21 protein-coding genes are annotated in these 26,005 nt (G+C 70.7%); 17 read left to right on the plus strand and 4 right to left on the minus strand.

Translation table 11 applies throughout. From position 1 onward, the window contains the following. Nucleotides 1-44: 44 nt before the first annotated feature. Complete coding sequence (locus NR810_RS33310; RefSeq protein WP_257458483.1) at nt 45-410, plus strand: hypothetical protein; 366 nt, start codon at nt 45-47, stop codon at nt 408-410. Nucleotides 411-457: 47 nt separating this feature from the next. Further along, a complete protein-coding gene (locus NR810_RS33315) occupies nt 458-1,699 on the plus strand; it encodes a threonine/serine exporter family protein (RefSeq protein ID WP_257458484.1) in 1,242 nt (413 codons plus the stop codon). A gap of 12 nt (nt 1,700-1,711) precedes the next feature. On the opposite strand, the gene pssA is transcribed toward NR810_RS33315, so the two are convergent. From pssA to NR810_RS33335, 4 genes are all read right to left on the minus strand, one after another. Beyond that, on the minus strand, nt 1,712-2,353 hold the full coding sequence (pssA, locus tag NR810_RS33320) for a CDP-diacylglycerol--serine O-phosphatidyltransferase (protein ID WP_257458485.1): 642 nt from the start codon (nt 2,351-2,353) through the stop codon (nt 1,712-1,714). 104 nt (nt 2,354-2,457) lie between these two features. After that, on the minus strand, nt 2,458-3,441 hold the full coding sequence (locus NR810_RS33325; RefSeq protein ID WP_257458486.1) for an NAD-dependent epimerase/dehydratase family protein: 984 nt from the start codon (nt 3,439-3,441) through the stop codon (nt 2,458-2,460). Then, on the minus strand, nt 3,438-4,295 hold the full coding sequence (locus NR810_RS33330; protein WP_257458487.1) for a lysophospholipid acyltransferase family protein: 858 nt from the start codon (nt 4,293-4,295) through the stop codon (nt 3,438-3,440). Before NR810_RS33330 ends, NR810_RS33325 begins: the two co-directional genes overlap by 4 nt. Nucleotides 4,296-4,400: 105 nt before the next feature. After that, on the minus strand, nt 4,401-4,664 hold the full coding sequence (locus tag NR810_RS33335; RefSeq protein WP_257458488.1) for a hypothetical protein: 264 nt from the start codon (nt 4,662-4,664) through the stop codon (nt 4,401-4,403). A gap of 259 nt (nt 4,665-4,923) precedes the next feature. On the opposite strand from NR810_RS33335, the gene NR810_RS33340 reads away from it, so the two are divergent. The 15 genes from NR810_RS33340 to NR810_RS33410 all read left to right on the plus strand — a co-directional run bounded on the left by NR810_RS33340 (nt 4,924) and on the right by NR810_RS33410 (nt 25,982). Further along, complete coding sequence (locus NR810_RS33340; protein ID WP_257458489.1) at nt 4,924-7,878, plus strand: choice-of-anchor D domain-containing protein; 2,955 nt, start codon at nt 4,924-4,926, stop codon at nt 7,876-7,878. A 162-nt stretch (nt 7,879-8,040) separates the two neighbouring features. Further along, nucleotides 8,041-8,415 (plus strand): hypothetical protein, encoded by a 375-nt coding sequence (locus tag NR810_RS33345; RefSeq protein WP_257458490.1) that lies wholly within the window; start codon nt 8,041-8,043, stop codon nt 8,413-8,415. Nucleotides 8,416-8,494: 79 nt separating this feature from the next. Beyond that, nucleotides 8,495-10,480: a serine/threonine protein kinase gene (locus NR810_RS33350; RefSeq protein WP_257458491.1), complete on the plus strand. Its 1,986-nt coding sequence runs from the start codon at nt 8,495-8,497 to the stop codon at nt 10,478-10,480. Between the two features lie 22 nt (nt 10,481-10,502). After that, entirely contained in the window at nt 10,503-12,335 is a 1,833-nt protein-coding gene (locus NR810_RS33355; RefSeq protein ID WP_257458492.1) for a serine/threonine protein kinase, read from the plus strand. Between the two features lie 166 nt (nt 12,336-12,501). Continuing rightward, nucleotides 12,502-13,026, plus strand: coding sequence for a MerR family transcriptional regulator (locus NR810_RS33360; RefSeq protein ID WP_257458493.1), 525 nt, complete (start codon nt 12,502-12,504; stop codon nt 13,024-13,026). A 47-nt stretch (nt 13,027-13,073) separates the two neighbouring features. Next, complete coding sequence (locus NR810_RS33365) at nt 13,074-13,568, plus strand: sigma factor-like helix-turn-helix DNA-binding protein (RefSeq protein WP_204219956.1); 495 nt, start codon at nt 13,074-13,076, stop codon at nt 13,566-13,568. A gap of 106 nt (nt 13,569-13,674) precedes the next feature. Further along, a complete protein-coding gene (gene purH / locus NR810_RS33370) occupies nt 13,675-15,219 on the plus strand; it encodes a bifunctional phosphoribosylaminoimidazolecarboxamide formyltransferase/IMP cyclohydrolase (protein ID WP_257458495.1) in 1,545 nt (514 codons plus the stop codon). A gap of 3 nt (nt 15,220-15,222) precedes the next feature. Next, complete coding sequence (locus tag NR810_RS33375) at nt 15,223-18,579, plus strand: tetratricopeptide repeat protein (RefSeq protein ID WP_257458496.1); 3,357 nt, start codon at nt 15,223-15,225, stop codon at nt 18,577-18,579. Nucleotide 18,580: 1 nt separating this feature from the next. Further along, entirely contained in the window at nt 18,581-19,849 is a 1,269-nt protein-coding gene (gene purD / locus NR810_RS33380; RefSeq protein ID WP_257458497.1) for a phosphoribosylamine--glycine ligase, read from the plus strand. Continuing rightward, entirely contained in the window at nt 19,846-20,958 is a 1,113-nt protein-coding gene (locus tag NR810_RS33385; RefSeq protein ID WP_257458498.1) for an LptF/LptG family permease, read from the plus strand. Before purD ends, NR810_RS33385 begins: the two co-directional genes overlap by 4 nt. After that, nucleotides 20,955-22,055 (plus strand): LptF/LptG family permease, encoded by a 1,101-nt coding sequence (locus NR810_RS33390; RefSeq protein ID WP_257458499.1) that lies wholly within the window; start codon nt 20,955-20,957, stop codon nt 22,053-22,055. Before NR810_RS33385 ends, NR810_RS33390 begins: the two co-directional genes overlap by 4 nt. Beyond that, on the plus strand, nt 22,052-23,281 hold the full coding sequence (locus NR810_RS52640) for an O-antigen ligase family protein (protein WP_257458500.1): 1,230 nt from the start codon (nt 22,052-22,054) through the stop codon (nt 23,279-23,281). Before NR810_RS33390 ends, NR810_RS52640 begins: the two co-directional genes overlap by 4 nt. 83 nt (nt 23,282-23,364) lie before the next feature. Then, nucleotides 23,365-23,718 carry a helix-turn-helix domain-containing protein gene (locus NR810_RS33400; protein WP_257458501.1) on the plus strand — a complete coding sequence of 118 codons (354 nt, stop codon included), beginning with the start codon at nt 23,365-23,367 and terminating at the stop codon, nt 23,716-23,718. A gap of 79 nt (nt 23,719-23,797) precedes the next feature. Further along, nucleotides 23,798-24,166, plus strand: a complete 369-nt coding sequence (locus tag NR810_RS33405; RefSeq protein WP_257458502.1) for a response regulator — start codon at nt 23,798-23,800, stop codon at nt 24,164-24,166. A gap of 94 nt (nt 24,167-24,260) precedes the next feature. Then, entirely contained in the window at nt 24,261-25,982 is a 1,722-nt protein-coding gene (locus tag NR810_RS33410) for a serine/threonine-protein kinase (RefSeq protein ID WP_326522530.1), read from the plus strand. Nucleotides 25,983-26,005 lie beyond the last annotated feature (23 nt).

Below are 26,005 nucleotides of genomic sequence, written 5' to 3' on the forward strand. Positions count from 1 at the left end.
CTCCGGGCCGGGTTCGGCGATAATGGGAAGGAACTGGAGGTTTCATGTCCACCATCAACGGTCTGACCGGTCCCCGCGTCCCCACCTCGAGCCCGTCCGCGACGCGCGAGGCCCCGCGCACCAGCTTCATTTCGCGTGTGCAGGTGGGGGCCAGCGGCGCCACGCCCCAGCCGAGGAGTGGTGCGGTCGTCTCCGGCCGGGACATCGTCTCCAGTACCATCAACTCCGCCCGGCAGTCCCAATCCGCCAACTCCGCCGCCGGCTCGGAGTTCAATGGCGAGATGCAGGCGATGTTCGAGGGTCAGCAGCAGCTGAAGGCCATCCATGAGATGGCCCGTGCCTCCCTGATGAGCACCATGCAGTCCCTCTTCAAGGGCTTCGGCGAGGGTCCCAAGATCGAGCAGGAGTGACATCGGGTGCTCGTCCGGGCAGGTGCTTGATGTAGTTTCCGGCCCGGATGGAAACACGCACCCTCAGCAGTCAGGAGCTCGGCGAGGTGCTCGCCGTGGCGCTTCGTGCCGGGCAGATCATGTTGGAGAACGGCGCCAACATGGCCCGGGTGGAGGAGGCTGTCACCCGCTTCGGTACGGCCCTGGGCGCCGAGCGGCTGGACGTGTTCGCCACTCCCACCGGCATCGTCACCACGGCGCTCTGCCAGGAGCAGCACCGCACCCGCATCGTGCGGGTGGTGAGGACGGGGATCGACCTGAACCGGGTGGCCGCCGTCAACACGCTCGCCGAGCGAGCGGGCTCCGGAGAGCTGAGCCGGGCGCAACTGCGCGAGGAACTGGAGCGGATCGCCCATGCGCCCCGGCGCTTCGGGGATGTCCCCACGGTCCTGGCGGTGGGCGCCGCCTGCGCGTGCTTCGCGCTCCTCTTCGGGGGCGGGGCCGCCGATGCCGCGGTGGCGGGCGTGGCGGCGGCCGCGGGGCAGGCCTTGCGCGAGGTGCTGGGCCGGCTGCAGATGGGCCGGCTGGCGTCGACATTCCTGGTGACGGTGCTGGCCGCTGGCCTCGGGCTGGTGGGGGCGCGCGTGGTGGGCACCCCCTCGCCGGGCCTCTCCCTGGCCGCCTCGGTGCTCCTCCTGGTGCCGGGCGTCCTCATGGTCAGCTCCGTGGCGGACCTGTTCCGGGGGGACACCCTGTCCGGCCTGGCGCGCGCCACCTCCGCGGCGCTCGTCATCTCCACCGTCGGGGCGGGGCTGTTCGTGGTGCTGCTCGTCTCCGGCGTCGATCTGGCGCTCGCCACCCTCGAGCCGCCACCGTTCTGGCTCGCCACCCTGCTGGGGCTCGCGTCCACCACCGGCTTCGCGGTGCTCTTCGACGTGCCCCGCCGCGCGCTGCTGCCCTGTGCCCTCGTGGGGGCGGTGGGTTATGCCGTGCGGGGTGGCTCCGTGCTGCTCGCCCCGTCCCTGCCTCCCGAGGGCGCCATGTTCCTGGCCGGGTTCGCCATCGTGCTCCTCTCCGAGCCCATCTCGTACGCCTTGCGCATGCCCACCAGCATCTTCGTCATCCCGGGCTTCATCCCGCTCGTGCCCGGAGTGCTGGCCTTCCGCACCGTGATGGAGCTGGCCGAGCAGGACTACTCGGCTGGTACCGCCAGCCTGGTGCAGACGGCGCTGCGCGTGGGCGCGCTCGCCGCGGGCATCGGCACCTCCCAGGCGCTCACCCGGCGCAAGTGGTGGCCCGTCACCAAATAGCCCGGGAGCGGTTCAGAACTTGGGGATGCGCAGCGTCTTGCTGATCATCGCGCTGCCGCTGGCCAGATACATCAGCACCAGGGGGTGGAACTGGAAGGGCCCGATGTCCCACACGCCGAAGGGGAGCGTGTCCCCGGTGCGGCCCCGCCAGAAGAAGTAGGCGAGCACCATCACCAGCGCCAGGCTGGTGGGGATGGGGGTGCCCTCGAAGTACTTCACCTTGCCGGTGCCGTCCGAGAGGCTGGCCGCGGTGACGTTGAAGCGCGCCAGGCGGCTGACGCCACAGCCGACGAAGTAGAGCAGCACCATCACGTCCAGCGTGCCGCGCAGCCCCATGGTGAAGGCCAGCGCCGCGGGTGCCACGCCGAAGGAGATGACGTCCGACAGCGAGTCCAGGTCCGCTCCCAGGGGCGAGGACTGGAAGCGCCAGCGCGCGATGCGTCCGTCCAGCGCGTCGAGGATGAAGGCCAGGGGCATCAGCCCGAAGGCCAGCCACATCCAGTGGGACACGCCGGTGGCCAGGTACTGCATCTGCGCCAGGATGGAGGCCGAGCCCGAGAAGGCATTGCCCAGTGTGACGAAGTCCGCGGGCGTGAAGGTGCGAATCATCGAGAAGTGGCGCGGTTCACGTTTCTGCTGCGACTCCGTCGTCATTGCGATGCCTCCGCGGCCCCAGGGGGGCGTGGGATCCATGGCTTAGCGCATCTTGCGGCCTTCGCCGTGAACTTTACGGGCATGTTGCACCCACCGTCCGACGTTCAGCGTCGGGTGGAGGGCCAGTCCACCCGGTGGCGGGGCTCGTAACCCAGCTCCCGGCGGGCGGAAGTCCCGTCCAGCACGGCCGCGAGGTGGAAGCGGCCCCGGTTGATGCGGTAGGAGAACTGGGCTCCCCTCAGCCGGCGCCGGGCCTCGTAGATGGGCGCGAGCAGGGGCCCCGGGACCGGCACGTCCAGCCGCCCCGACAGGCGGATGCAGGCGGACAGGGGCAGGGTGTCCGCGCCGGGGATGTTGAAGGTGCCCTGGGTGCCCCCGGCGTACACCGCCAGTCTCAGGGCCTCCGTGGCGTCCTCCAGGGTCAGCACGTTGAGCATGGGATCGAACCCCGCCGAGCGCAGGCACACCGGCGCGGAGAGGTAGTCGTGCAGCTGTGAGCCCTCGTCGGGGGCCAGCAGCTCGGCGCAGCGCAGCACGGCGATCTCCAGTCCGGCCGCCATGCCCATCTGCGCGCACGCCAGCAGGTCCGCCTCCACCCGGTCCCGCACCCACTGGGGGGCGTCGGGGGACAGCTCCAGCGGGTGGTCCTCGGTGATGACGGACGGCAAGCCGCGCTCCACGCGGTACACCTCCGCATGGGAGCGGAACACCAGCCGCCGCAGGGTGGGGTGCCGGTCCGACAGGGACAGCAGCCACCGCAGGGACTCCACGTTCTGCACGTGCACCGGGGCCCCGAAGTCGTTGGCCCGGTGCAGGGCCAGGTGCACCACCACGTCCACCCCGAGATCGCGCGCCGCGCCGAAGAGCATGTCGTGCACCGGCCGCGCGTGGGTGATGTCCACCCGCTGGTACGTCAGCCGCGCGTCCTCCGGGAGGCGCACCTGCTCACGAGGCTCCCGGCCCACGGCCAGCACCGCGCCCAGGGAGCGGTCCTTCAGCAGCGTCCGGCACAGCTCCCCTCCCAGGGGAGTGCTCGCGCCCAGCACCAGCACGCCTCTGGGGGCCCGCCAGCCGGAGCGCGCGCTCATCGGAATACTCCCTTTCTCAGCCGCAGGCCCTTGTCCACGAGTGCCTGGACGGCCCGCCGCACCCGCTCGGCGGCGCGTTGCACCACCTGGGGATCATCGGCGTCCTCGGGGCGCAGGCCCTCGTGGAGGTGCAGGGGCTCGCCATAGTGGAGGTGGTAGCGCACCGGCAGGGGCACGGGCGTCAGCGGCAGGGGCAGGTAGGGGACACCGAAGGCATGCACGGGCACGCGTGCGAGCTGCGGCATCTGCTCCTCCGCGCCCACGATGCCCACCGGTATCACGGGTGTCCGCTGGCGGATGGCCAGCTCGGCGTGGCCCACGCGGAACTCCTTCAGCTGGTAGCGCTCGCGGAAGGGCTTGGAGATGCCGGGCACGCCCTCTGGGAAGATCATCAACAGCTCGCCGGCATCCAGCAGCACGCGGAGGTTGCCGGCCGTGCCGCCCACCACGCCGCCGCGCGCGTACAGGGTGCTCACGAAGGGCATGCCGGAGACGAAATGGTCGGCCACCATCCGCGGCAGCCGCCGGCGCCGCAGGACGATGTCCGTCCACACCATCATCCCATCGAAGGGCAGGGTGCCCGAGTGGTTGCCCGCGAGGAGGGCCGGACCCCGGGCCGGCACGTGCTCCACCCCGTACGAGCGGACGCGGAACCAGTGCCGGTATACCGGCTCCAGCGCGGCCAGGGCGAGCGCCGCGTGCAGGGGCTCGTATCCGAACACGTCATAGCCGTGCCCCGCGTCCCGGAAGGGGATGGAGCGCATGTGCTCCAGGGGCTCGGCCAACAACCTGGAGGCGAGCTGCCGTCTGGCCCGCCCCAGCAGGGATTGCAGCACCGCGGGCTGCGCGTTCATAAGGCCCCCAACATGGAGCGGGACGGTGGGCCCGGCCAGTGGGGGCCGCGGTACCGGTGCATTGCCTGCGGTCGTGGAGGCGGTGTCACGCAAGGATTGCGCGTGCTACGCCTGCCCGCCCGGCCGGTGGTAGCGGACCGACTCGCGGAAGTGGCGGAACTTCTCCACCATCTCCTCCATGGCCCGGCGCGAGACGTCCGTCACATCTTCCGCCAGCTTCTCCGCGTCGCGCACCACGGGCTCCAGCTCCTTCCACTTGTCCTTGGCATCCATGCCCGCCAGGTGGATGTCCACGCGGATCTCATCACGCAGCGTCTTCAGCCGCCCGAGGTTCTCCTTCATCCAGTCGCGCATCTGTCGCTCGTTCATGACGTCTTTCCTCCGTTGGCTTCCCTCCCATGAGGAGAGCAATCGACGTGCCGTTCTCCGGCGGGCGGGGCGGCCGCGTTCCGACAGGAATCGGACACGCGGGAAAGGTGGGAGCTACAGGTGTGTACGAGTCCCGGACAATGGCCCCGGAGTGGCCGTTGCCCACCCCAGGGTGGGTGCCTAGCTTCGCACCCTGATCCCGCGAGGTACTCGTGTGGGTCTTGGGCTGGGTGTGAGGGTGGGAAGGGGAATGGGAGCCATGAGCAGGCGCTGGGACCTGTGGGTCCTCGCAGTGCTGGTGGTGTTGACCGGGTGTGCTGATCGCGACCGCCCGGTCATCGCCGACGGCAGGTTGACGGCGACGCCAGGGGGAGTGGATTTCCAACGGGTGGCGGTCTTCGACGGGCGCGAAGCGGAGGTGGTGCTGCGCAATGTCGGCCGGGCCCGCATCAACGTGGACGAGGCCTGGGTGGAGGGACCGGCCGGAGCCTGGCAGGTGGCCTTCACCCACGAGGGCCCGCACACGCTGGTGCCAGGAAGCGAGTGCACGCTGAAGGTGCGCTTCGCTCCGTCCGAGTCCGGGCCGCTGCCCGGGACGCTGGTGGTGCGCTCGGACGCGAAGCGGGAGCCGCTCATCCGCATTCCGCTGCAGGGCGCGGGCGTGGACGCGTGGGCGCGTGTGTCGCCGCGGCAGCTGGACTTCGGGCGCATCGAGGCCGAGTCCAGCAAGACGCTGAACGTCACCGTCATCAACCCCACGGACATGGAGGTGGAGGTGACGCCGAAGGTGCTGGGGGCGGATCGCGACGAGTTCTCCGCGGCGACGGTGTCGCTGGGGCCGGGGGAGCAGCGCGAGGTGCCCATCACCTTCTCGCCGGGGCGGGTGGGGCGCAAGCAGGTGGCGCTGGCGGTGTCGCCGTGCCGGGGCTGCTCGGACGTGGCGGTGCAGGTGGCGGCCGAGTCGCTGGACAGGGCGGTGGTGGCCGAGCCGCCCGAGCTCGACTTCGGCTCCATCCCGGTGGACAAGGACAGCTTCCGGCTGGCGCGTCTGCACAACATCAGCACCGAGCCCATGACGGTGACGGCGCTCACCCTGGCGGGCACGGATGCCTCCTTCAGTCACGGGGCCCCGGGCCTTCCGCTGGTGCTGGCGCCCGGCGAGGTGCGCTCGTGGGAGATGCGCTACAGCCCGGGCCACATGGGGCCGGCCGAGAACAAGGCCTCCTTCCGCGTGGAGAGCAAGCGCAACCCCACCACGGACGTGCCACTGCGCGGCTTCGGCGGCGCGGCGGAGCTGTGCGTGTCGCCGCTCACCCATGACTTCGGACGCAAGCCGCTCGGCTCGAAGACGGCGGTGGTCGTCAACGTGAAGAACTGTGGCGCCTCGAACGGAGGCCCGCTCACCCTCTACGGACTCGAGTTCCACTCCCTGGACGGGCACCCGGACACGGACGTGCAGTTCAACGTCACGCCGCAGCAACTGCCCCACCGGCTGCTGCCGGGCGAGGAAGTGAACCTCAAGGTCTTCTACGAGCCCATGCGGGCCGGGGCCGCGGCGGGCCGGCTGCTGATGACCACGGACGTGTACTCGGGCAACACCACGGAGATCGACTTCACGGGCACCGCGCAGGAGCACGCGCCGTGCACGCTGGACATCACCCCCGTGGCGCTGGACTTCGGCACGGTGGCGCCCGGGAAGGGCGCGGTGCTGGGCGTCAAGGTGGCCAACAATGGAGGGGATCTCTGCGCGGTGAAGAACATGCGCCTGCGCGACAACGGGGGCGGGGTGTTCACCATGCCCGGTGGCGAGCTGGACGGGCTCGTCATGTACCCGGGCGACTGGTTCAGCTTCATGGTGGCCTTCTCCGCGCCCGCGACGGGGGGCGACTTCTCGGGCGTGTTGCAGCTCGAGCCCGCCAACCCCACCCACCCGCTGGTGCTGGTGCCGTTGACGGCCCACTCGCAGAACGCGTGCCTGGTGCCCTCGCCGCGCTTCGTGGACTACGGCGTCGCGCGTCCGGACTGCCCGATGGTTCCGCGCGAGGTGAACTACCTCAACGCCTGCCGGGCTCCGGTGACGGTGGCGGGCGTGAACATCGGGCCGGGCACCACGGATGGCGAGTTCGTGCTCAACGACACGCCGGGCACGCCCTTCACTCTCGCGCCGGGTGACGCCTTCACCGTGGAGGTGGGCTACCTGGCCCAGGTGAACGGGTTGAACCTGTCGCCGCTCTTCGTGGCGTCGTCGGATCTGCCCGCGCCGCTGCTCGTCCCGCTCATCGGCGAGTCCTCCAAGAACGTGGAGAAGACGGACGCCTTCGTCCAGCAGGACGGCTCCAAGGTGGACGTCCTCTTCGTGGTGGACAACACCGCGTCCATGGTGGAGGAGCAGCCGCGCATCGTCTCGGCCATGCCCGCCTTCGCCGACGCGGCACTGGCCAAGGGCGTGGACCTGCACGTGGCCGTCACCACCACCGGCATCGACTCCGCCACCAACGCCTGCCCTGGTGGGGCGCGCGGGGGCGAGGCGGGCCGCTTCTTCCCGGTGGACAACAGCGGGCCGCGCATCCTCACCCACAACACGCCGGACCTGGCGGGGGTGCTGCGCAAGAACGTGGACGTGGGCCAGTGCGCCGCGGTGGAGCAGGGCTTCGAGGCCGTGCGCCGCGCCCTGTCGGAGCCGTTGGTGAACGGCGCGGATGACCCGCGCACGCCGGAGCCGAACGACGGCAACCGGGGCTTCCTGCGCGACGAGGCGGCGTTGGTGGTCGTCTTCATGGGCGACGAGGACGACCACTCGCCCGACAGCGTGGACACCTACGTACGCTTCCTCCAGGGGCGCAAGGGCGCGAACCAGCCGCAGCGCATGACCATCTACGCCATCGCGCCCACGGCCTCGGGCTGCCCCACCTCGGGCGGCGCCGGCACGCGCTACGCGGAGGCCGCGGCCCGCACCGGCGGTGAGGTGCTCTCCGTGTGCACCCCCGACTACGCGCCCCTGCTGCGCGCCGTGGCCAACAAGGCCTTCTCCGCCCAGGACCGGTTTCCCCTGAGCGAGGCTCCGGACGCGGGCAGCCTGGTGGTGCGCGTGAATGGTTCGCAGGTGACCACGGGTTGGACATATGACGGCGCCACCAACAGCGTCGTCTTCTCCACGGCCCCCTCTCCGGGTGCGAAGGTGGAGATCCGTTACCGCCGCGCCTGCGGCGGTTGAGAGTGGGGGAGGGAAACCTCGCCGGGGCCGATGAATCGGCCTCCGGCGAGACATGTCGGCCCCGGGTGCTACAGCTCTGCACCGGTCTGTGCGGTTGACCGGAAAATTGGAGAGCAACCCATGCTGAGTACCCTGAGGTCGTCCCCACAGCAGGAGGCGACGGTGAGCTCCCGACAGCACGACGACAACTCCCCCTCCGAGCGTCCGCTCACCGGCCGTACGTCCCCGCCTGCCCGCTCGCCTGGCGGCCTGCGCGTCATCGAAGGTGGAGGGCAGCGCCGGCAGGACGAGCCGCTGGTCTCCCGCGACGCGGTGGCCCGGGTCCTCATGGAGGCCGGAGTGGATCTGCTCCTGCGCCGCATCACCCCGGCCCGTGCCGCGGAGATCGAGCGCCGGGTGGACCGGGTGTTGGACCTGTTCGACCGGGTGGATGCCGCGCCGCTGCTGATGCCCGTGTTGCAGCGGCACCTGGACGAGCTGGAGGTGCTCATGCGCGAGACCCGCCAGGTCCGCGCGCCCGCCCGCCGAGGGGGGTAGGAAGAGGACGTGCGACAGGAGGTTTGACCCTCCCCGCCGGGGCGCTTACGCTCGGGGCCCTCAAGCGCCCGGGCGCACCGTGTCGATCGAAACCTACGGCAACTACCAGCTCATCAAGCGGCTCGCCATGGGCGGCATGGCGCAGATCTATCTCGCGCGCCAGCGGGGGCCCGAGGGCTTCGAGAAGCTGCTGGTCGTCAAGCGCATCCTCCCGCACCTGGCGGAGAACGAGGACTTCGTCCGGATGTTCCTGGACGAGGCGCGCATCGCCGCCCGGCTCAACCACCCCAACATCGTCCAGATCTTCAACCTGGGGGCGCAGGACGACAGCTTCTTCATCGCCATGGAGTACATCCATGGTGAGGATTTGCGGCGGGTGTGGAAGCGCGCCGAGCGCAGCGGGCAGCTCATCCCGGTGCCGCTGGTGTGCCGCGTCATCATCGAGGCCTGTGCCGGCCTGGACTACGCGCACAAGAAGACGGACGCCAACAACAAGCCGCTGGGCATCGTCCACCGGGACATCTCCCCGCAGAACATCCTGGTGACGTTCGAGGGGCGGGTGAAGGTGGTGGACTTCGGCATCGCCAAGGCGGCGGACCAGGCCACCGTCACGCGCTCGGGGGTGCTCAAGGGCAAGTACTCGTACATGTCGCCGGAGCAGGCGGCGGGGCAGAAGCTGGACCGCCGCAGCGACATCTTCGCCCTGGGCGTGGTGCTCTACGAGCTGCTCACCGGCACGCGCCTCTTCAAGCGCCCGAGCGACATGTCCACGCTTCAGGCGGTGGCCGAGTGCAAGATCCTGCCGCCCTCCCAGGTGAACTCGCGCGTCCCGGCGCACCTGGATCCCATCGTCATGAAGGCGCTGACGCGGGAGCCGGCGGACCGGTACTCGGAGGCGGTGCAGCTACAGCTCGCGTTGGAGGACTGGCTCGTCGCCCACCAGCTGCCGTCGTCCTCGGCGCATGTGGCGGCCTTCATGCAGGACCTCTACGCGGCGAGGCTGGCCGAGGAGGCCCGGCTGGGCGACGTGCTGGTGGAGGAGGCCGAGATCCTCTCGGGAGGCTACAAGGCGGTCGAGAAGTCCGGCGCCGAGACGATGGCGGCGCCACGCTCGCGGGAGGAGGCGAGCGCGCGCAACGGGGACGATCCCGCCCGGACCCAGCCCCTGGAGTCCTCGGACCAGTTCGGGACGGGGCGCCTACCGGCCCGGGCTTCCCGGAGCGAGTCGCGCGGCTCCTCGGAGCGCAAGGCGCTGGAGCCCCGGCGCACCGTGGACATCCGCCGGGCCCCGGCCCCCGAGCCCGGGGAGGAGCCGCCGCGCTCCACTCCCTCCGAGAAGCCAGCGGTGCGCTCGAGCCGGGCGAAGCAGCCGGCCGTGCCTCCACGCCGGAAGTCGAGACGGCTCGCCGTGGTGGGAGTGGTGGCGGGGGTGGTGGTGGGTCTGGGCCTGGGCGCCTGGTGGGCCCTGAGCTCCGCGCCCGCCCCGGAGACCCGGCCCGCGACGGCGCAGCGCCCGGTGGAGCCAGCTCCGTCTCCGCGCGAGGCGCCGAAGCCGGCCGTGGCCGCGTCCGTGACGCTCACCCTGCGGACGAAGCCCGAGCAGGTGACCCTGACGGTGGATGGCAAGCCGCTCGAGAAGGGCCAGGGGGTGGTGTCGGCCACGCCTGGACAGGAGCTGAGCCTTCTGGCGGAGGCACCACGTCACCGCCCGCTCTCCAAGACGGTGCGGGTGGGGGAGGGGCCCACGCAGGAGGTGGTGCTGGAGCTCGAGCCCCTGGCCGAGGCTCCCCGCGAGGAGCACAAGCCGGAGCCCGTCCGGTCCACGGTGGCCGCGGTGGAGCGCCCGTCCTCGCAGGAGACGCGCCGGGGCTCGGTGCGCTTCGCGGTCACTCCGTGGGCCGAGGTGGCTTGCGGTGGGCGCAACCTGGGGACGACCCCGCTGCCGGATGTGCAACTGCCCGCCGGCGTGTACGAATGCAAGTTCTCGAACCCGGAGATGGGGACGCGCACCCAGCGGGTCGAGGTGAAGCCCAACACCCACACACGGGTGCTGGTGAAGTTCTAGCTCGTTCTCTGGGATATCCGTCTTGACTCTCGAAGCAGGCACCCCCATCGGCAAGTACGTCATCAAGCGCAAGCTCGCCGAGGGCGGGATGGCGGAGATCTACCTCGCCGCCTCCACGGGGCCCGAGGGCTTCGAGAAGGAAGTCGTCATCAAGCGGGTGCGCTCGTTCCTGGCGGATGACGAGGGCTTCGTGCGGATGTTCATCGAGGAGGCGCGGCTGGCCTCGCGGCTCAACCACGCCAACGTGGTGCAGATCTTCGACTTCGACAAGCACGAGGACTCGTACTACCTGGCGATGGAGTACGTGCGCGGCTGCTCGCTGTGGGACCTGCGCAAGCGCTGCCGTGAGAAGGGCGTGGCCGTGCCTCCGGTGCTGGTGGCGCACATCGGCGCGCAGGTGGCGGCCGGGTTGCACTACGCGCACCGCCTCAAGGGCGCGGACGGGGAGTCGCTGCACCTGGTGCACCGCGATGTCACCCCGCACAACGTGCTGCTGTCGCTCGACGGCGCGGTGAAGCTCACCGACTTCGGCATCGCCAAGGCGGGCAACAAGCTGACCCAGCCGGGCGTGCTCAAGGGCAAGTTCGCGTACATGTCCCCGGAGCAGGCGCGCGGCGAGGCGGTGGACGCGCGCACGGACGTCTTCGCGCTCGGCGTGGTGCTCTGGGAGATGCTCACCGGAGGCCGGCTGTTCGACGGGGACTCGGAGCTCGCCGTGCTCCGGGCGGTCCAGGAGAGCGTCATCGCCTCGCCGGCCCGCCTCAACCCGGAAGTGCCGGAGGAGCTGGACGAGGTGGTGGCCATCGCGCTCGAGCGCGATCCGGAGGCCCGCTTCCAGTCGGCCGGCGAGCTGGAGCGCGCCCTGGCCCAGTGCGTGCTGAGCCATGCCCGGAGCGTGGACGACACGGACGTGGGCACCTTCGTGCGGCGGCTCCTCGACGCGCCCCTCACGCAGTTCATCCAGATGCCGGCCTCGCTGATGGATCGCTCGCAGCGGAGCGCGCGCCTACGGAGCCGCACGGGTGAGACGCCCTCCGCGGCGGACTCCACCGTTCCGCGGGCGTCCGTCCAGCGCGAGTCCACCGCGGTGTTGACTCCCACGGGCGCGGCCTCGGGGCGCAGCAGGTCCGTACGCGCCCCCCCGCCCGAGGACTCCCTGGTCTCGGCGTCCACCCAGGTGCTGTCTCGCGACGCCGAGAGGGTCGCGGAGACCCGGGCCGCTCCCTCCGAGGCTCCCGCTCCCGCGTCGAATCCCGCCGCCCCCCCGCGGATGGCCCAGACGCTGCCCGCGGTCACCTCTACGCAGGAAGCCCCTCCGGCGAAGCGCGGGGGCAAGGGACTCTGGGTGGGAGCGAGCGTGGGAGCCCTGGTGCTCATCGGCGGTGTGGTGGCCCTGGTGTTTCCGAAGCAGTCGGCGCCCCCGGCCCCGGCCGCGGGTCCCACCGTCACGGCGACTCCCTCCGCCCAGAAGGAGCCCGTCCCCGGGCCCGAGGTGAAGCCCGAGGCCGCCACACCACCTTCTTCCGATGCTGGTGCCGTGGTGGCCGTGGCGCCGCCGGCCGAGCCTCCTCCGGCCCAGGCGACGGGAGCCACGGGACAGAACCCGCCGCCGCCGGAGCCGCCCGCCGCGCCCGTCGCCCAGGCCAGGGGGACCCTCACCGTCCTGGTCACCCCGTACGCCGACGTCTACCTGGACAACAAACTCCTCAAGAAGGAAGTGCAGGGACGCGCCAGCTTCCAGGTGACGCCGGGCAACCATGTGCTCACTTTCAAGCACCCGGCCAGCACCGAGGCGGTGAGCTTCACCCTCGAGCCTGGTGGCAAGGTGATGAAGACCTTCCGCGTCCGCCGGTAGTGCCTCCTCCCGCGCCTCGCGCTCGCGCGTAACCCCCAACCCGCCCGGGTCCGCCCGGTCGCGCCCGGCATCCGTACGCCCGGTGCTACCGATCGCTACAGGTCTGTCTTGACAGCTTCACGGCCTCTCTGGCATTCAATGCCGTCCATTCAGTAGCATCTATTCAATGGAAGGAACGCGGTTGCTGGATCCCGAGGAGCTAGAGCGCATCGAGCGCGACTTCGCTGGCGGTCTGCCCGCGAGGCAGATCGTCGAGATCTTCCAGCCCCGGGGTGTTCAGCTCTCCGAAGCCACGTTCCGGAAGTACGTGCAGGTAGGCCTGCTACCCCGGAGCCGCCGTGTGGGGCGCAAGGGGAAGCACCAGGGAAGCCGGGGCCTGTACCCGGTGGAATCAGTCCGGCGGATCAACGCCATCAAAAAAATGATGGCCGAGGGTCACACCCTGGAGGACATCAAGCGCTCCTTCCTCTTCCACAAGAACCACATCGATCAGCTCGAGCGGGGTCTCTCCGAGGTGTTCGATGGTCTTCAGGATCAGCTGGGGGAGCGTGCCTTTGGTTCGGAGTACCGGCGTACACTGGAGGAGGAGCTGGCCACGTTGAGGGCGAGGGCCCGGGAACTGGTCAGGGACGTGGCCCGGTTGGGGAGTGCGGTCACCGCACACCGAGACGAAAAGCTCCGTTCTCAATAGGATGGGGGGCTGGGGAGGGGTAGAGTGGAAACATTGCTGGAGGGGACATGTCTGAAGTGAAGCAGCAGCGGCCGGAGGAGGAGGCGCCCGCGGAAGCGGAGGGTGGGGCGGAGCGCCGTCGCTCGAAGACGATGTCGCGGAAGGAGATGGCGCGGGACCTGCGTCGCCGTCGCCTGACGGGCCAGATCGACCCGGAGGAGGGAGATCTCCTCAACGCGGTCGATTCGCAGCGTCCGAAGACGCGGGCGGACTGTGTGAACGGTCCTCGCCCGTGCCTCTTCGTGTCCTGCAAGCACAACCTTTATCTGGATGTGAACCCGGAGACGGGCTCCATCAAGCTCAACTTCCCGGACAAGGAGATCTGGGAGCTGGAGCACACCTGCGCCCTGGACGTGGCGGAGAAGGGTGGCATCACGCTCGAGGAGGTGGGTGCCATCATGAACCTCACCCGCGAGCGCATCCGCCAGGTGGAGACGCGCGGCCTGATGAAGCTGCGAGAGGCCACCGAGGCCGAACCCCCGGTCTCCGCCCGCAAGCCCTGAAAATCAGGCCGGGAGCCACTGGGCGACACGGACCGTACGCTTCGTTGACACCCAGGGGGGTGGTTGCTAGACGGGCCGCCTCTCTCTGACAGAGGCGTGCGATACCGTGCTGGCTCTCCTCAGCGTTTCCGATAAACGCGGTCTGGTCCCCTTCGCGCAGGGTCTCGTCCGGCTCGGCTTCGAGCTGCTCTCCACCGGGGGCACGCTCGCCGCGCTCCAGGCGGCGGGGGTCCCCGCGAAGAAGGTCTCCGAGCATACGCAGAGCCCGGAGATCCTCGGTGGGCGGGTGAAGACGCTCCACCCTCGCATCCACGGCGGCATCCTCGGCCGGGTGGATCTGGAGAGCGACCGGGCGGAGATGTCCGCCCATGGCATTGCTCCCATCTCCCTGGTGGCCGTCAACCTCTACCCCTTCCGGCAGACGGTGGCCTCCGGTGCCCCCGAGGCCGACGTCATCGAGCAGATCGACATCGGCGGGCCGGCCATGGTGCGCGCGTCGGCGAAGAACTTCCGCCACGTGACGGTGGTGGTGGACCCGGACGACTACGAGGCCGTGCTGGCCGAGCTGGAGAAGAGCCGCGCCACCAGCGAGGAGACGCGCCGGCGGTTGATGCGCAAGGCCTTCGCGCACACCGCAGCCTATGACGCCTCCATCGCGGGCTGGCTGTCGGCCCAGGCCGGCGAGCCGTTCCCCGAGGAGCTGGCGCTCCCGTTCCGGAAGGTGCAGGGCCTGCGCTACGGCGAGAACCCGCACCAGCGCGGCGCCTTCTACCGCGAGCACGCCGCGCCCGCGGAGCCCACCGTGGCCTTCTCGCGCGTCCTCCAGGGCAAGGAGCTGTCGTACAACAACATCCTGGACCTGGATGCGGCGCTCGGCCTGGTGCTGGAGTTCCCCGAGCAGCCCTGCGCCGTCATCATCAAGCACAACACCCCCTGTGGCGTGGCGGTGGATGCGTCCCTGACGACGGCCTACCGCACCGCGCGCGCTATCGACGAGGTGTCCGCCTTCGGTGGCATCGTGGCGCTCAACCGCGAGGTGGACCGCACCTGCGCCGAGGCGCTCGCGGAGACGTTCCTGGAGGCGGTCATCGCCCCGACCTACTCCGCCGAGGCCCTCCAGGTGCTGGCGGCCAAGAAGAACCTGCGCCTGCTGGAGGCTGGTCCCGGGCTGGCCTCGCCGACCGCCCGCCCGAGGTCCCAGCTGGAGGCCCGGAGCGTGTCTGGCGGCCTGGTTCTCCAGGACAAGGACTCCGTCGAGCCGCCGCTCGAGTGGAAGGTCGTCAGCAAGCGGGCACCCACCCCCGAGGAGGAGCGCGCCCTGCGTTTCGCCTGGAAGGTGTGCAAGCACGTGAAGAGCAACGCCATCGTGTTTTCCAATGGTTCCAGGCTCCTGGCGGCGGGTGGCGGGCAGACGAGCCGGGTGGACTCGGCGAAGATCGCCACCGCGCGGGGCGGAGAGGCCCTCAAGGGGAGCGCCGTGGCCTCGGATGCCTTCTTCCCCTTCAGGGATGGGCTCGACGAGGCCGCCCGGGCGGGGGCCACCTGCGTCATTCAGCCTGGCGGCTCGGTCCGCGACTCAGAGATCGTCGCGGCGGCCGATGAACATGGCATGGCCATGGTGCTCACGGGAGTGCGACACTTCCGCCACTGAGCCATGCGGATTACCTGCCAGAAATGTGCGGCGGCCTACGCCATCGATGACCGGGTCATCACCCCCAAGGGTGTGCGCGCGCAATGTCCGCGCTGTCGCCACCTGCAGTTGGTGAAGCGCGAGGATGCTCCCGCGCAACCGGACGCAGCCCCGGCCGCCGCGCCGGTGGCGAAGCCCGCCGCCGCGCCGAAGCCCGCCGCGCCGGTGGCGAAGCCCGCCGCCGCGCCGAAACCCGCCGCGCCGGTGGCGAAGCCCGCCGCCGCTCCCTCCGTGGCCTCGAGGCCAGCGACGCCGTCCGCGTCCCTGACCGATGAGCTCTTCGGAGACCTCGGAGATCTCGAGCCCGCACCGGATCCCAACGATGGGGCGGACTCGTTGATGGACGACCTCTCCGCGATCGGCGGCAAGTCGTCCTCGCCGGCCCTGTCGAAGGACGCGCTGTTCGGCGACCTCGCCGATCTCACCCAGTCGTCTCCTTCCAATCCGATCAATCCGATCCTCGACTCCAAGCCGGCCACGCCGGGCTACGCGATTCCGACGGGCGATCTGTTGTTCGACGACATCGCGCCGCCCCCGCCGCCCGTTCCGGCTCCGCAGCCGAAGCCGGCCGCGCCCGTGCAGGCCAGGCCCGCTGCCCCGGCTCCGCAGCCGAAGCCGGCCGCCCCGGTCTTCCCCGAGCCGTCGGACGACGCGCTGTTCGACTTCAACTCGCCCGCGCCCTCGCCAGCGCCCGTGCAGGCCAGGCCTACCGCTCCGGCCCCACAGCCGAAGCCGGCCGTGCCCGTGCAGGCCTCTCCCGCGCTCCCGGAGCCGGCGGACGACGGCATCTTCGATTTCAACGCGCCGCCTGGATTCAGCGCTCCTCCTCCAGCGGCCGCGCCCGTGCAGGCCTCTCCCGCGCTCCCGGAGCCGGCGGACGACGGCATCTTCGATTTCAACGCACCGCCGGGCTTCGACGCGCCGCCCGCCGCGGCTCCGGGGGGTGATCCGCTCCTCGACTTCTTCGGGTCGCCGCCTGCTCAGCCCCAGGCGGCTCCCGCCCCCGTGAGGGCCCAGGCTCCCGCCGCGACGCTCAAGGCGTGCCGCGAGTGTGGCAAGTCGCTGGTGGATCCGTTCGATCAGGCGCTCGGCGCGTGCGAGGACTGCCGGCAGCGCATCCAGAAGTCCACGGCCGCTCCCATGCCCGAGGTCCGGTCCGTGGAGGTGCTCGACCTGCCGCCGATGTCGGCGGGCGATGGGTCGGGTTCCATGGCCACGTCCCTGCCGCCCGAGCCGGGCAGTGGTGCACGGGCCACGGCGCCCACGCTGTCGGCCGAGCCTCGCAGCGCCGCCCGTGCCGGGACGCAGCGTCCCGTGACGGCGGGAGTGGCCGTGACCGCCTCCAGCGGGCGGGGCGGACTCGTTGCCGCCCTAGTGGTCCTGCTGCTGGTGGGAGGCGGTGGCGCCGCGTACATGTTCGTGCCCCAGGTGAAGGAGCTGGTGGGCGGGCAGAGCGGCGGGGGTGGGGGTTCGTCCAAGTCGTCGAGCCAGTCCGCGGCGGCCGCGCTGCCTCCGGCGGTGGAGGCCGTGCTGCCTCGCTGGCGGCTCATGTTCGTGGATGCCAGTGGCGGTGACAGCAAGCAGCTGCTCGCCGAGGGGCAGACGCTGCTCACCAAGGATCAGCGGCTGGCGTACTCGCAGGCGGCGGAGTCCTTCCAGCGCGCGCTGCTGCTGGACCCGGGGAACGACACGGCCATCGGTGGCTACGTGCAGGCGATCGCGCTGGGGCTCGGCACGGGGATGGATGACCCGACCTTCGAGGAGGCGCGTGCGCTCATCGAGGCCGCGGAGAGCCGGGCCAGCCGCAACGCGGACCTGTTGGTGGCCCATGCCAACCTGCTGCTCGCGCGCTCCGGTCAGTCGGAGAACATGGAGCAGGCACGCAAGCTCGCCGAGGAGGTGTTGGCGGGGAGCGGCGAGGGTGTCGTGGCGCAGAAGGCCGAGGCCCACCTGGTGCTGGGCCGCGTGTTCCTGACGTCGTCCCGGGAGCTGGCCAACCAGCACTTCGACTCGGCGCTGGCGATCGCCTCGGATCTGCGGCGCGTGCACTACTACCGCGCGCTGGCCGACGAGACGGCGGGTGACTACTCGCTGGCGATCGAGCGGTTGCAGAAGCGGCTCGAGCAGGACCCCGACCACTGGGAGACCCGGTCCACCCTGGCCCGCATCTACCTGGAGGTGGGCGAGACGGAGAAGGCGCGCCAGTTGTATGAGTCGCGTCTCAAGAGCTCGCCGGGGGACTTCCAGGCGCTGCTGGCGATCGCGGTGATGCGCTACCAGGTGGAGGGCGGCGTGTCCGGCTCCCTGGGGGCCCTGCGCGGCCTGCTGCGCAACCGTGACAAGTACGAGCCGCGCGAGGTGGCGGAGCTGCTGCTGCACCTGTCGGCGGTGGAGCGTCTGTCCAGGAACCTGGAGGCATCGGCCAAGGCGGCCCGCGAGTCCCTGGAGCTGGCGAAGAACAACCCGGCGCCGGGCCTGCAGCTCTTCCTGGTGTCCGTGGCGCGCAAGGACGCCGCGGCGGCGGCCGGTCACCTCGCCACCCTCCGGGGCCATCTCGACGATCCGGCGCTGGAGAAGATGCTGGAAGGCCGGCTGCGGCTGCTCGAGCGCAAGCCCGCCGAGGCGCTGGCGGTCCTCCTGGAGGCCGCGCGGATGGATCCCCGCCGCGCGGACGCGATGCTGCTGGCCGGAGTGGCCGCCGCCCAGGACGGGCGCCGGGACGAGGCCTTCCGCGTGCTCGCCCAGGTGCTCCAGGCGGATCCGCTGCGGCTCGCTCCGCGGCCCGTCCTCACGCCCTTCTACCTGCGCTCGGCGGATCTGCTCGATGGGCTCGAGGGCTCCATCGTGGCCATCGCCCGGGGAGACGACGACCTGCTGCCCCACCTCTACGAGGGCCTGCTGCGCTTCCACCAGGGCGATGGCGCCGCGGCGGAGAAGATGCTGAAGAAGGTGGCCGAGGTGGACTCCAACAACGCCCCCTCGTTCGCCTACCGCACCCTCATCGCCATGGCACGCAAGGACATGAAGGCGGCGAAGGGGCACGCGGCCCGCGCGGTGGCCGGCGGCCGCCAGGTGGCCATCGCCCACCTCGTGTTGGGACTCGTGATGATGGAGTCCAAGCAGGAGGAGCAGGCCAAGCGCTCCCTGCGCGAGGCGGTGACGCTCTCCCCGAAGCTGTACGCGGCCGAGGTGAAGCTGGCCGAGCTGGAGGCGGCCACCAGCCGCAATGACGTGCGCACGCGGTTGGTGCGGCTCCTGGGGCTCGACCCGTCGTACCTGCCCGCCAAGCGCATCCTCTACCAGCTCGACAAACGAGGTTGACGTGAAGGTCCTTCTCCTCGGCTCCGGCGCGCGAGAGCACGCGCTCGCCTGGAAGCTGTCCCAGAGTCCGCTGCTGACGAAGCTGCTGATCGGTCCGGGCAATCCGGGCACCGCTCGCGTGGGAACCAACGTCCCACTTCAAGCGGACGCTCCCGATTCGGTGGTGGCCGTCGCTCGGAGGGAGAAGGTGGACCTGGTGGTGGTGGGCCCCGAGGCGCCGCTGGTGGCGGGCGTGGCGGATGCGCTCGCCGCGGCGGGCATCCCCTGCTTCGGTCCGGTGGCCGGGGCCGCCCTCATCGAGGGCTCCAAGGCCTTCGCCAAGGAGATCATGGCCGAGGCGGGCGTGCCCACCGCCGGCTTCCAGGTCTTCGACAACGTGGCCGACGCCGAGGCCTACGCCATGGCCCAGGGCCGCATCGTCGTGAAGGCGGACGGGCTGGCCGCGGGCAAGGGCGTCATCGTGGCGCATGACGTCCAGGCCGCTCGCGAGGCGGTGCGCGCGGTGGGCCTCATGGGCGCGGCGGGCCAGCGCATGGTGCTGGAGGAGCTGCTCGAGGGCGAGGAGGTCTCCGTCATCGCCCTGTGCGACGGCGAGCGCTACGTGCTGCTCCCGCCGGCACAGGACCACAAGCGGGTGGGGGAGGGTGACACGGGGCCCAACACCGGCGGTATGGGCGCGTATGCACCGGCTCCCTTCCTGTCTCCCGCGCAGCTCTCCGAGGTGGGCGAGCAGGTGATCGCCCCGACGCTGGCGACGCTGCGGCGCAGGGGAATCCCCTTCCGGGGCGCGTTGTATGCGGGGCTGATGCTGACGCGCAATGGGCCCAGGGTGCTCGAGTTCAACGCGCGTTTCGGGGACCCCGAGACGCAGGTGTTGATGATGCAGCTGGCGGAGGACGTGCTGCCGCTGCTGGATGCGTGCGCCCGTGGCCGGCTGGAGTCCCGTCCGCTCGCCGTGCACCCGGGGGCCTCGGTGGGGGTGGTGCTCGCCGCCCACGGCTACCCGGAGGCGCCGAGGAAGGGTGACCGCATCGAGGGCGTCGACTCCGTTCCGGCCGACGCGCCCGTATTCGTCGCGGGCGTGGAGGACAAGGGCGGTGCGTGGCTCACGGCCGGTGGCCGGGTGCTCACCGCGTGCGCGCGTGGCGCGGACCTGGCGGAGGCCCGCGCCAAGGCGTACGCCGCCATCGAGCGCATCCGCTTCGAGGGCATGCACTTCCGCCGGGACATCGGCGCCAAGGGTCTGAGGGCGCCTGGCACGACGCCGTGAAGCTGCTCGCACGCTACCTGCTGAAGGAACTGGTCATCCCCCTCGTGGTGTGGGTGGCGTTCCTCTTCCTGCTGCTCTTCGTCATGCAGTTCCTGCGGGGCACGGACGTGCTCCTCGGGTCCGCGGTGACGCTGGAGGACATGGGGCAGCTCATCTTCTACCTCGCGCCGCACTTCCTGATGATGGCGCTGCCCATCGCCTTCCTGCTGGCCATCCTCCTGGGCCTGGGCCGGCTGTCGGAGGACCGGGAGCTCACCGCGCTGCAGGCGCTCGGCATCGGTCCGGTGCAGCTGCTCGCGGGGCCGCTGGCCATCGGCGCGGTGCTGGCCGCGTTGATGCTGCTGATCACCTCCACCGCCGAGCCGTGGGGGCTCACCAGCGTCAAGGAGTTCGTGGCGGAGATCATCAAGAAGAACGTGGTGGGCGACGTGAAGTCGGGCGTCTTCTACGAGGACCTGTCCAACCTCACCCTCTACGCCGAGACGGTGGAGGGCGAGGAGCGCCGGTGGACGAACGTGCTGCTGCACGATGACCGCGAGCCGTCCTCGCCCCTGCTGATGCTCGCGCAAAACGGGCAGGTGAACACGAACACCGCCGGCCAGGTGCTGACGCTGGTGCTCGGCGATGGCGAGGCGCACCGGGCCAATCAGACCTCCTCGGCCTACTCGGTCGTCACCTTCCAGAAGGGTGAGATCGCCGTGGGCGTGGAGGGCTCCATGGGGCGCCGCAACCGCTTCCGCTCCCCCAAGGAGGAGCTGACGCCGGTGGAGCTGCTCCAGGCCGCCGACGAGGCCGAGCGCACCGGGGGAGATCCCCGGCCCTTCCTGATGGCGCTGCACAACCGCGTGGGGCACGCGCTCGCGCCGCTGTCCTTCGCGCTGCTGGGCACGCCGCTGGCCATCGGACGGAGGCAGGGCGGACGCGCGTGGGGCTACCTCTTCACGCTGGGCGGCTACGTGCTCTTCTACCTGCTCATGCGGCTCTTCGAGCAGATGGGCCAGCAGGGCAAGCTGCCGGTGCCGCTGGCGGGCCAGCTCGCCAACATCCTCTTCTGCGCGGCGGGCGTGGTGGCCATGTACCGCGTCAACCGCTCGGGGACGGTGCGGTGAACCGGACGCTCTTCCGCTACGTGGCGCGCACGTACCTCCAGTTCGCGGTGGGCATCCTCGCCGCGGTGGTGACGGTGTTCCTCGTCGTGGACTTCGTCGACCGGGCGCGCAACTACACCGGCGAGGGCTGGGTCTGGAACGTGATGTTGCTGTACGCCAACAAGGCGCTGGTCTCCACGCAGCAGGTGGGGCCGGCGGCGCTGCTGCTGGCCGCGGGGGCCTCGGTGTCCTCCCTGCGCAAGCGCGGCGAGGTGACGGCGATGCGTGCCCTGACCTTTGGACCGGGCGCCCTCTACCTGCCCGTGGCGCTGTGCGTGGCGGTGGCCTGCGTGGGGCTCGTCGCGTTCGACGAGTGGGTCGTCGTCAAGGCGGCCCGGCGCGTGGAGCAGATCACCACCGAGAAGTTCAACCGCTGGGGCGACTGGGGCCTGTACCACAGCCCCAAGCAGTGGTTCCGCCGGGGCGACAACATCTTCTACCTGCGTGCGGGCAGTGCGCAGGAAGGCTTCCGCAACGTGGCGATCCTCACCGTCACCCCGGACTTCCGGTTGGCGAGGCGCCTGGACGCGCGGACGATGTCCCCGGTGGAGGGCAGCCGCTGGAAGCTGAGCGGCGTGGTGGAGCGCTCGTTCACGAAGGATGGCCAGTCCCAGGTGCACCAGGTGGACGAGGCCGAGTACGAGCTGGGCGTCACCCCGGACACCTTCCGCATCCGCCCTGGCCGGCCCGAGCAGATGGGGCTGCCGGTGCTGCGCGAGCAGATCCAGGCGCGCCGGGAGGTGGGACTGGAGACGGGGCGGTTCTCGCTCGCGTTCCACAACCGCTTCGCCTACCCGCTGGCGGGCTTTCCCGCGGCGCTGCTGGCGGTGGGACTGGCGCTGCGCCCGGGACGCAAGGGGCACCTGACGGTGGCCATCGTCGAGGGTCTGCTCGTCTCGGTGACGATGTGGGGCCTGATGGTGGTGACCCGCACGCTGGCGATCTCCGAGCGCATGTCACCGGCGGTGGCCGCGTGGCTCCCGGTCGCGCTGCTGGTGGTGGCCGCGGCCCTGCTGTGGATGCAGGGCGAGGGCTGGCTGCGGAGACGAAGCACGTGAACGTGCGGCCCGAGGCGCTCGAGCGCTGGCTGCTCGTGTTCCTGTCCCTGTGGGGCGTGGGCTGCCTGTTCCTGGAGGCCGTGTCCGCGGTGGGGTTCGTGGGGTGTGCGCTGGGCGCGGTGGTGGTGGCCCGGCGGAACGGCGTCACCGTGCGCGGGGCCTTGCGCGCCTGGGCGCCCCTGGTGGCCTTCCTCGCGTGGGCGCTGCTGGCGCCGCTGCTCTCCGGAAACCCACCGAGAGGCACGGGCGTGGCGCGCCTGCTGGACTTCGTGGGCATCCCCGTGGCGGCGGTGGCGCTCGGCGCCCTGTCGGAGGCGCGGCGGGTGCGCCTGGCGTGGGTGCTGGGTGGAGTGTTCCTCATCTCGTGCGCGGTGGCGGGGCTGCAGCACTTCGGGGTGTGGCCGCCGCCGGAGGCCTGGGCGCCGCTGGCGTGGACGCGCATCCCGTTCGATCGCGTCTACGAGCTCGTTCCCGGCACGGAGGATCGCTTCATGGCCGGGGGACTGCTGTTCCACCGGCTGAAGTTCTCGCACATCGGCGGCATGGCGGTGGCCTTCGCGCTGGGCGTGGGGCTGCACCTGCAAGGCCGGCGGCGCATTGCTGCGCTGACGGTGGCGGGGGTGGGGCTCGTCGCCGTGGGCCTCTTCCCGTACGCGCGAGCGGCCAGCGTGGCCCTGGTGGCGGTGATGGGGTTGGTGGTGGTGATTGGCCTGCCGAGGCGCGTGGGCCTGCCCGCGTGCGCCGCGGTGTTGGGGCTGGCCGGGTTGGCGCTGGCCCTCAACCAGCCCCTGCGCGAGCGCTTCCTCAACAGCACCACGGAGAAGGGCTCGGGGAGCCGGGCGGCGCTGCTGGAGACGGGGCTGTGCGCGGTGCGCCAGCACCCCGTCACCGGCGTGGGCGCGGGACGTTTCCAGGCCCGCCTCTACGCCACTCCCGACATGCCGCAGCAGGCGCGAGAGCACGCCGGCAAGTCTCACAACCAGTTCGTCAGCATGGCCGCCGAGGCGGGCGTACCGGGCGCCATCCTCTTCGTGGTGTTGCTGGGCTGGCTCGCCTGGCGTTTCCCGCTGAAGCGGCCCGAGGGCCTGGGCGCGCTCGGGGCACTTGCCTTCTTCTGCCTGCTGTCGCTGCTGCACGATCCGCTCTTCCACGTGCAGGCCTCGCAGGCCCTGATGCTGGTGCTGGGCGCGGGGTTGTACCGCCGGACGATGCCCCTTGGTGGTTGAGGGCTTGACGCTGAAAGCAGCGTCCATCCCAGAACATGCGCACTTCACATCGAGAGGTAGCCCACCAATTATTCTCGGTGCGTATGGACAACGAGAAGAACAGGCTGTCCGGGGGGGGACAGTTGCCTCTCCGTTTCGGCGACCACATGCGGCGCCTCAGGAACGCAAGGAGACTCACCCAGGAGAAGCTCGCCGAGCGCAGTGAACTGTCCGTCGACGCCATCCGGCGCATCGAGCGCGGTTCGTTCTCCCCGTCTCTCGAAACGCTGTCGAAGCTGTCGGTGGGGCTCAATGTGTCCTTGAGGACGCTGTTCCACAACTTCGAGCGCGAGCGGCCCGATCATGTCGCGGAGATCTGCGACTTCCTCTCGCGCCGCTCGGGCCGCGAGGTCCAGCTCGCCTGGCGCGTCCTCCAGGCCATGTTCGAGGAGCACTGAGACCCGGAGGATGCGCCGGGTCGGACCCGGCGGATGTTCCCTGGTTCTCCGCCGCCCGCTGGCCTAAGCAGCGCCCACCATGTCCACCCCGGCCGGAGTTCCGCCTGTCATTCTCCTGGTCGAGGACGAGTCCGACCTGCGGGACACCATCGAGGAGCTGCTGAGGGACGAGGGCTTCCAGGTGACGTGCATGGCCGACGGCGAGAAAGCACTCGCGTGGCTCCACGGAGGTCAGAGACCGGCACTGGTGTTGCTCGACTTCATCATGCCCCGGATGAACGGCTGGGCCTTCCTCGAACGGATGCGGGCCGACCCGGGGCTCGATGGGGTGCCGGTGGTCGCCATCAGTGCCCTGCCGGTGTCGCATCCTTCCCTCGCGGGTGTGTTGCACAAGCCTTTCGATCTCTCCTCGCTGGTCGAGACCGCCCGGCGGTTCGCCCGGGGGTGACTGGCGAAGGGGGGCCAAAGCGGACTAAGTCTCGGGAGGGGGCCCCTGGTGCGCCCGACTCTCCATGACCCAACCGGCTGCCAGTGAAATTCGTGTGGGCACGGTCCTTCGGGACACGTACGAGATCACCTCGCTGCTCGGAAAGGGGGGCATGGGCTCGGTCTTCCTGGCCCAACATCGCCGGCTCTCCGGCCTCCAGGTAGCGGTCAAGGTCCTCCGGAACAGCGCGAGCCAGAACCCCGAGCTGTACGCGCGCTTCCGCCGCGAGGCGGAGATCGCCTCCCAACTCGGCCATCCGAACATCGTCGAGGTGGTCGACTTCGACGCCCTGCCGGATGGCACGCCCTTCCTCGTCATGGAGTGCCTGCGCGGCGAGAGCCTCGAGCAGCGGCTGGAGCGGGGCCGGCTCCCGCTCGACAAGGCGCTCTCCATCGTCCGGCAGATCGGCTCGGCCCTCCAGGCGGCGCACCGCGCCGGGGTCGTCCACCGCGATCTCAAGCCCGCCAACGTGTTCCTCGTCCCCACCGACTCCGGCGGCGTGGTGGACGAGCGGGTGAAGCTGCTCGATTTCGGCATCTCGAAGATGCTCGACTCGCAGACGCTCCAGACCCAGGAAGCCGTGCTGATGGGCACGCCGCAGTACATGTCGCCCGAACAGGCGATGGGGAAGAACCGGGAGATCGATGCCCGGACGGACCTCTTCGCGCTCGGGTGCATCGTCTACGAGATGCTCACCGGGACGCCGCCGTTCGCCATCGAGGGGGATGGCGGGAGCGTCGTGCAGGTGATCTTCCGGATCGTCCACACGCAGCCCGAGCCCCTGGCGACGCTCTGTCCAGAGGTGCCCGCGCGGGTTCTCGCGGCGGTGGAGCGGGCGCTGTCGAAGAACCCGGGGGATCGCCAGCCGGATGTCGCCACCTTCGTCCTGGAGCTGACCGGCAGCCCGCTTCAGTCGCTCACGGGAATCGCGGTGCCCTCGTTCTCCTCCTCGCGGGCACGCTCCATTCCGGTCCCGGAGGGGGAGGGTGGATTCGCCGCGACGCACGTGCCCTTCGACACGGCGCGCCTCCCGGCTCCGGACGCGATGGATGAAGGCGGGTTCGCCGCGACGCATGTGCCCTCGTCCACGGCACGCTTTCCGGCCCCGGCAGCCGCCTCGATGGAGGAGGCTGGAGTCGAAGCGACCTACGTTCCCTCATCGACCGTGATGTCCCAGCAGCGGCCAGCCGCCGCCCCGGTCGTCCCCGCCACCGCGCCGCAGGTGACGCTGAGCCGCCCCGCTCCGAGGGCGGGCCTGATGGCGGGAGCGGGGGTACTGCTTCTCGGGTGCGTGGCCGCCGGCTGGTGGTTCGGGCCCCGGTTCACGTGGGGGCCCACCGAGACGACCGTCGTGGTGGCGCTCCCGGCTCCGGCGATGAAGGCGCCGGCTCCACCCGAGCCTTCCGTCGCACCTGCCCCGGTGAAGGTGGTTGCCCCTGTTGCCCCTGTTCCGCCAGTGGCTCCCGTCGTCGAGCGCCGCCCCGCCTCTCGCGTGTCCTCGCCGGGAGAGGCCGTGCCGGAGGAGGTACGGGGCATGCTGGAGCAAGGCGAGCTCGCCCTGGCCGAGGGCAAGACCCAGGAGGCGCTCGATCTCGCCGCACGGAGCCTGCGGATCCGCCCGTCAGGAGCGGGGTTCTCCCTGAGCACGCGTGTCTACTGCACTCAAGGGTCTCTTGGTCACGCCAACGCGAGGTGGCGGGAGGGCCGGTCGATGATGTCCCTCAAGGAGCGTGCGCGGGTCCGCCAGTTCTGCGACAAGCACGACATCCAGCTCTAGTTGTGAGCGCTCGCGCCATCGGA

The organism is Archangium lipolyticum (assembly GCF_024623785.1).
Lineage (GTDB): Bacteria > Myxococcota > Myxococcia > Myxococcales > Myxococcaceae > Archangium > Archangium lipolyticum.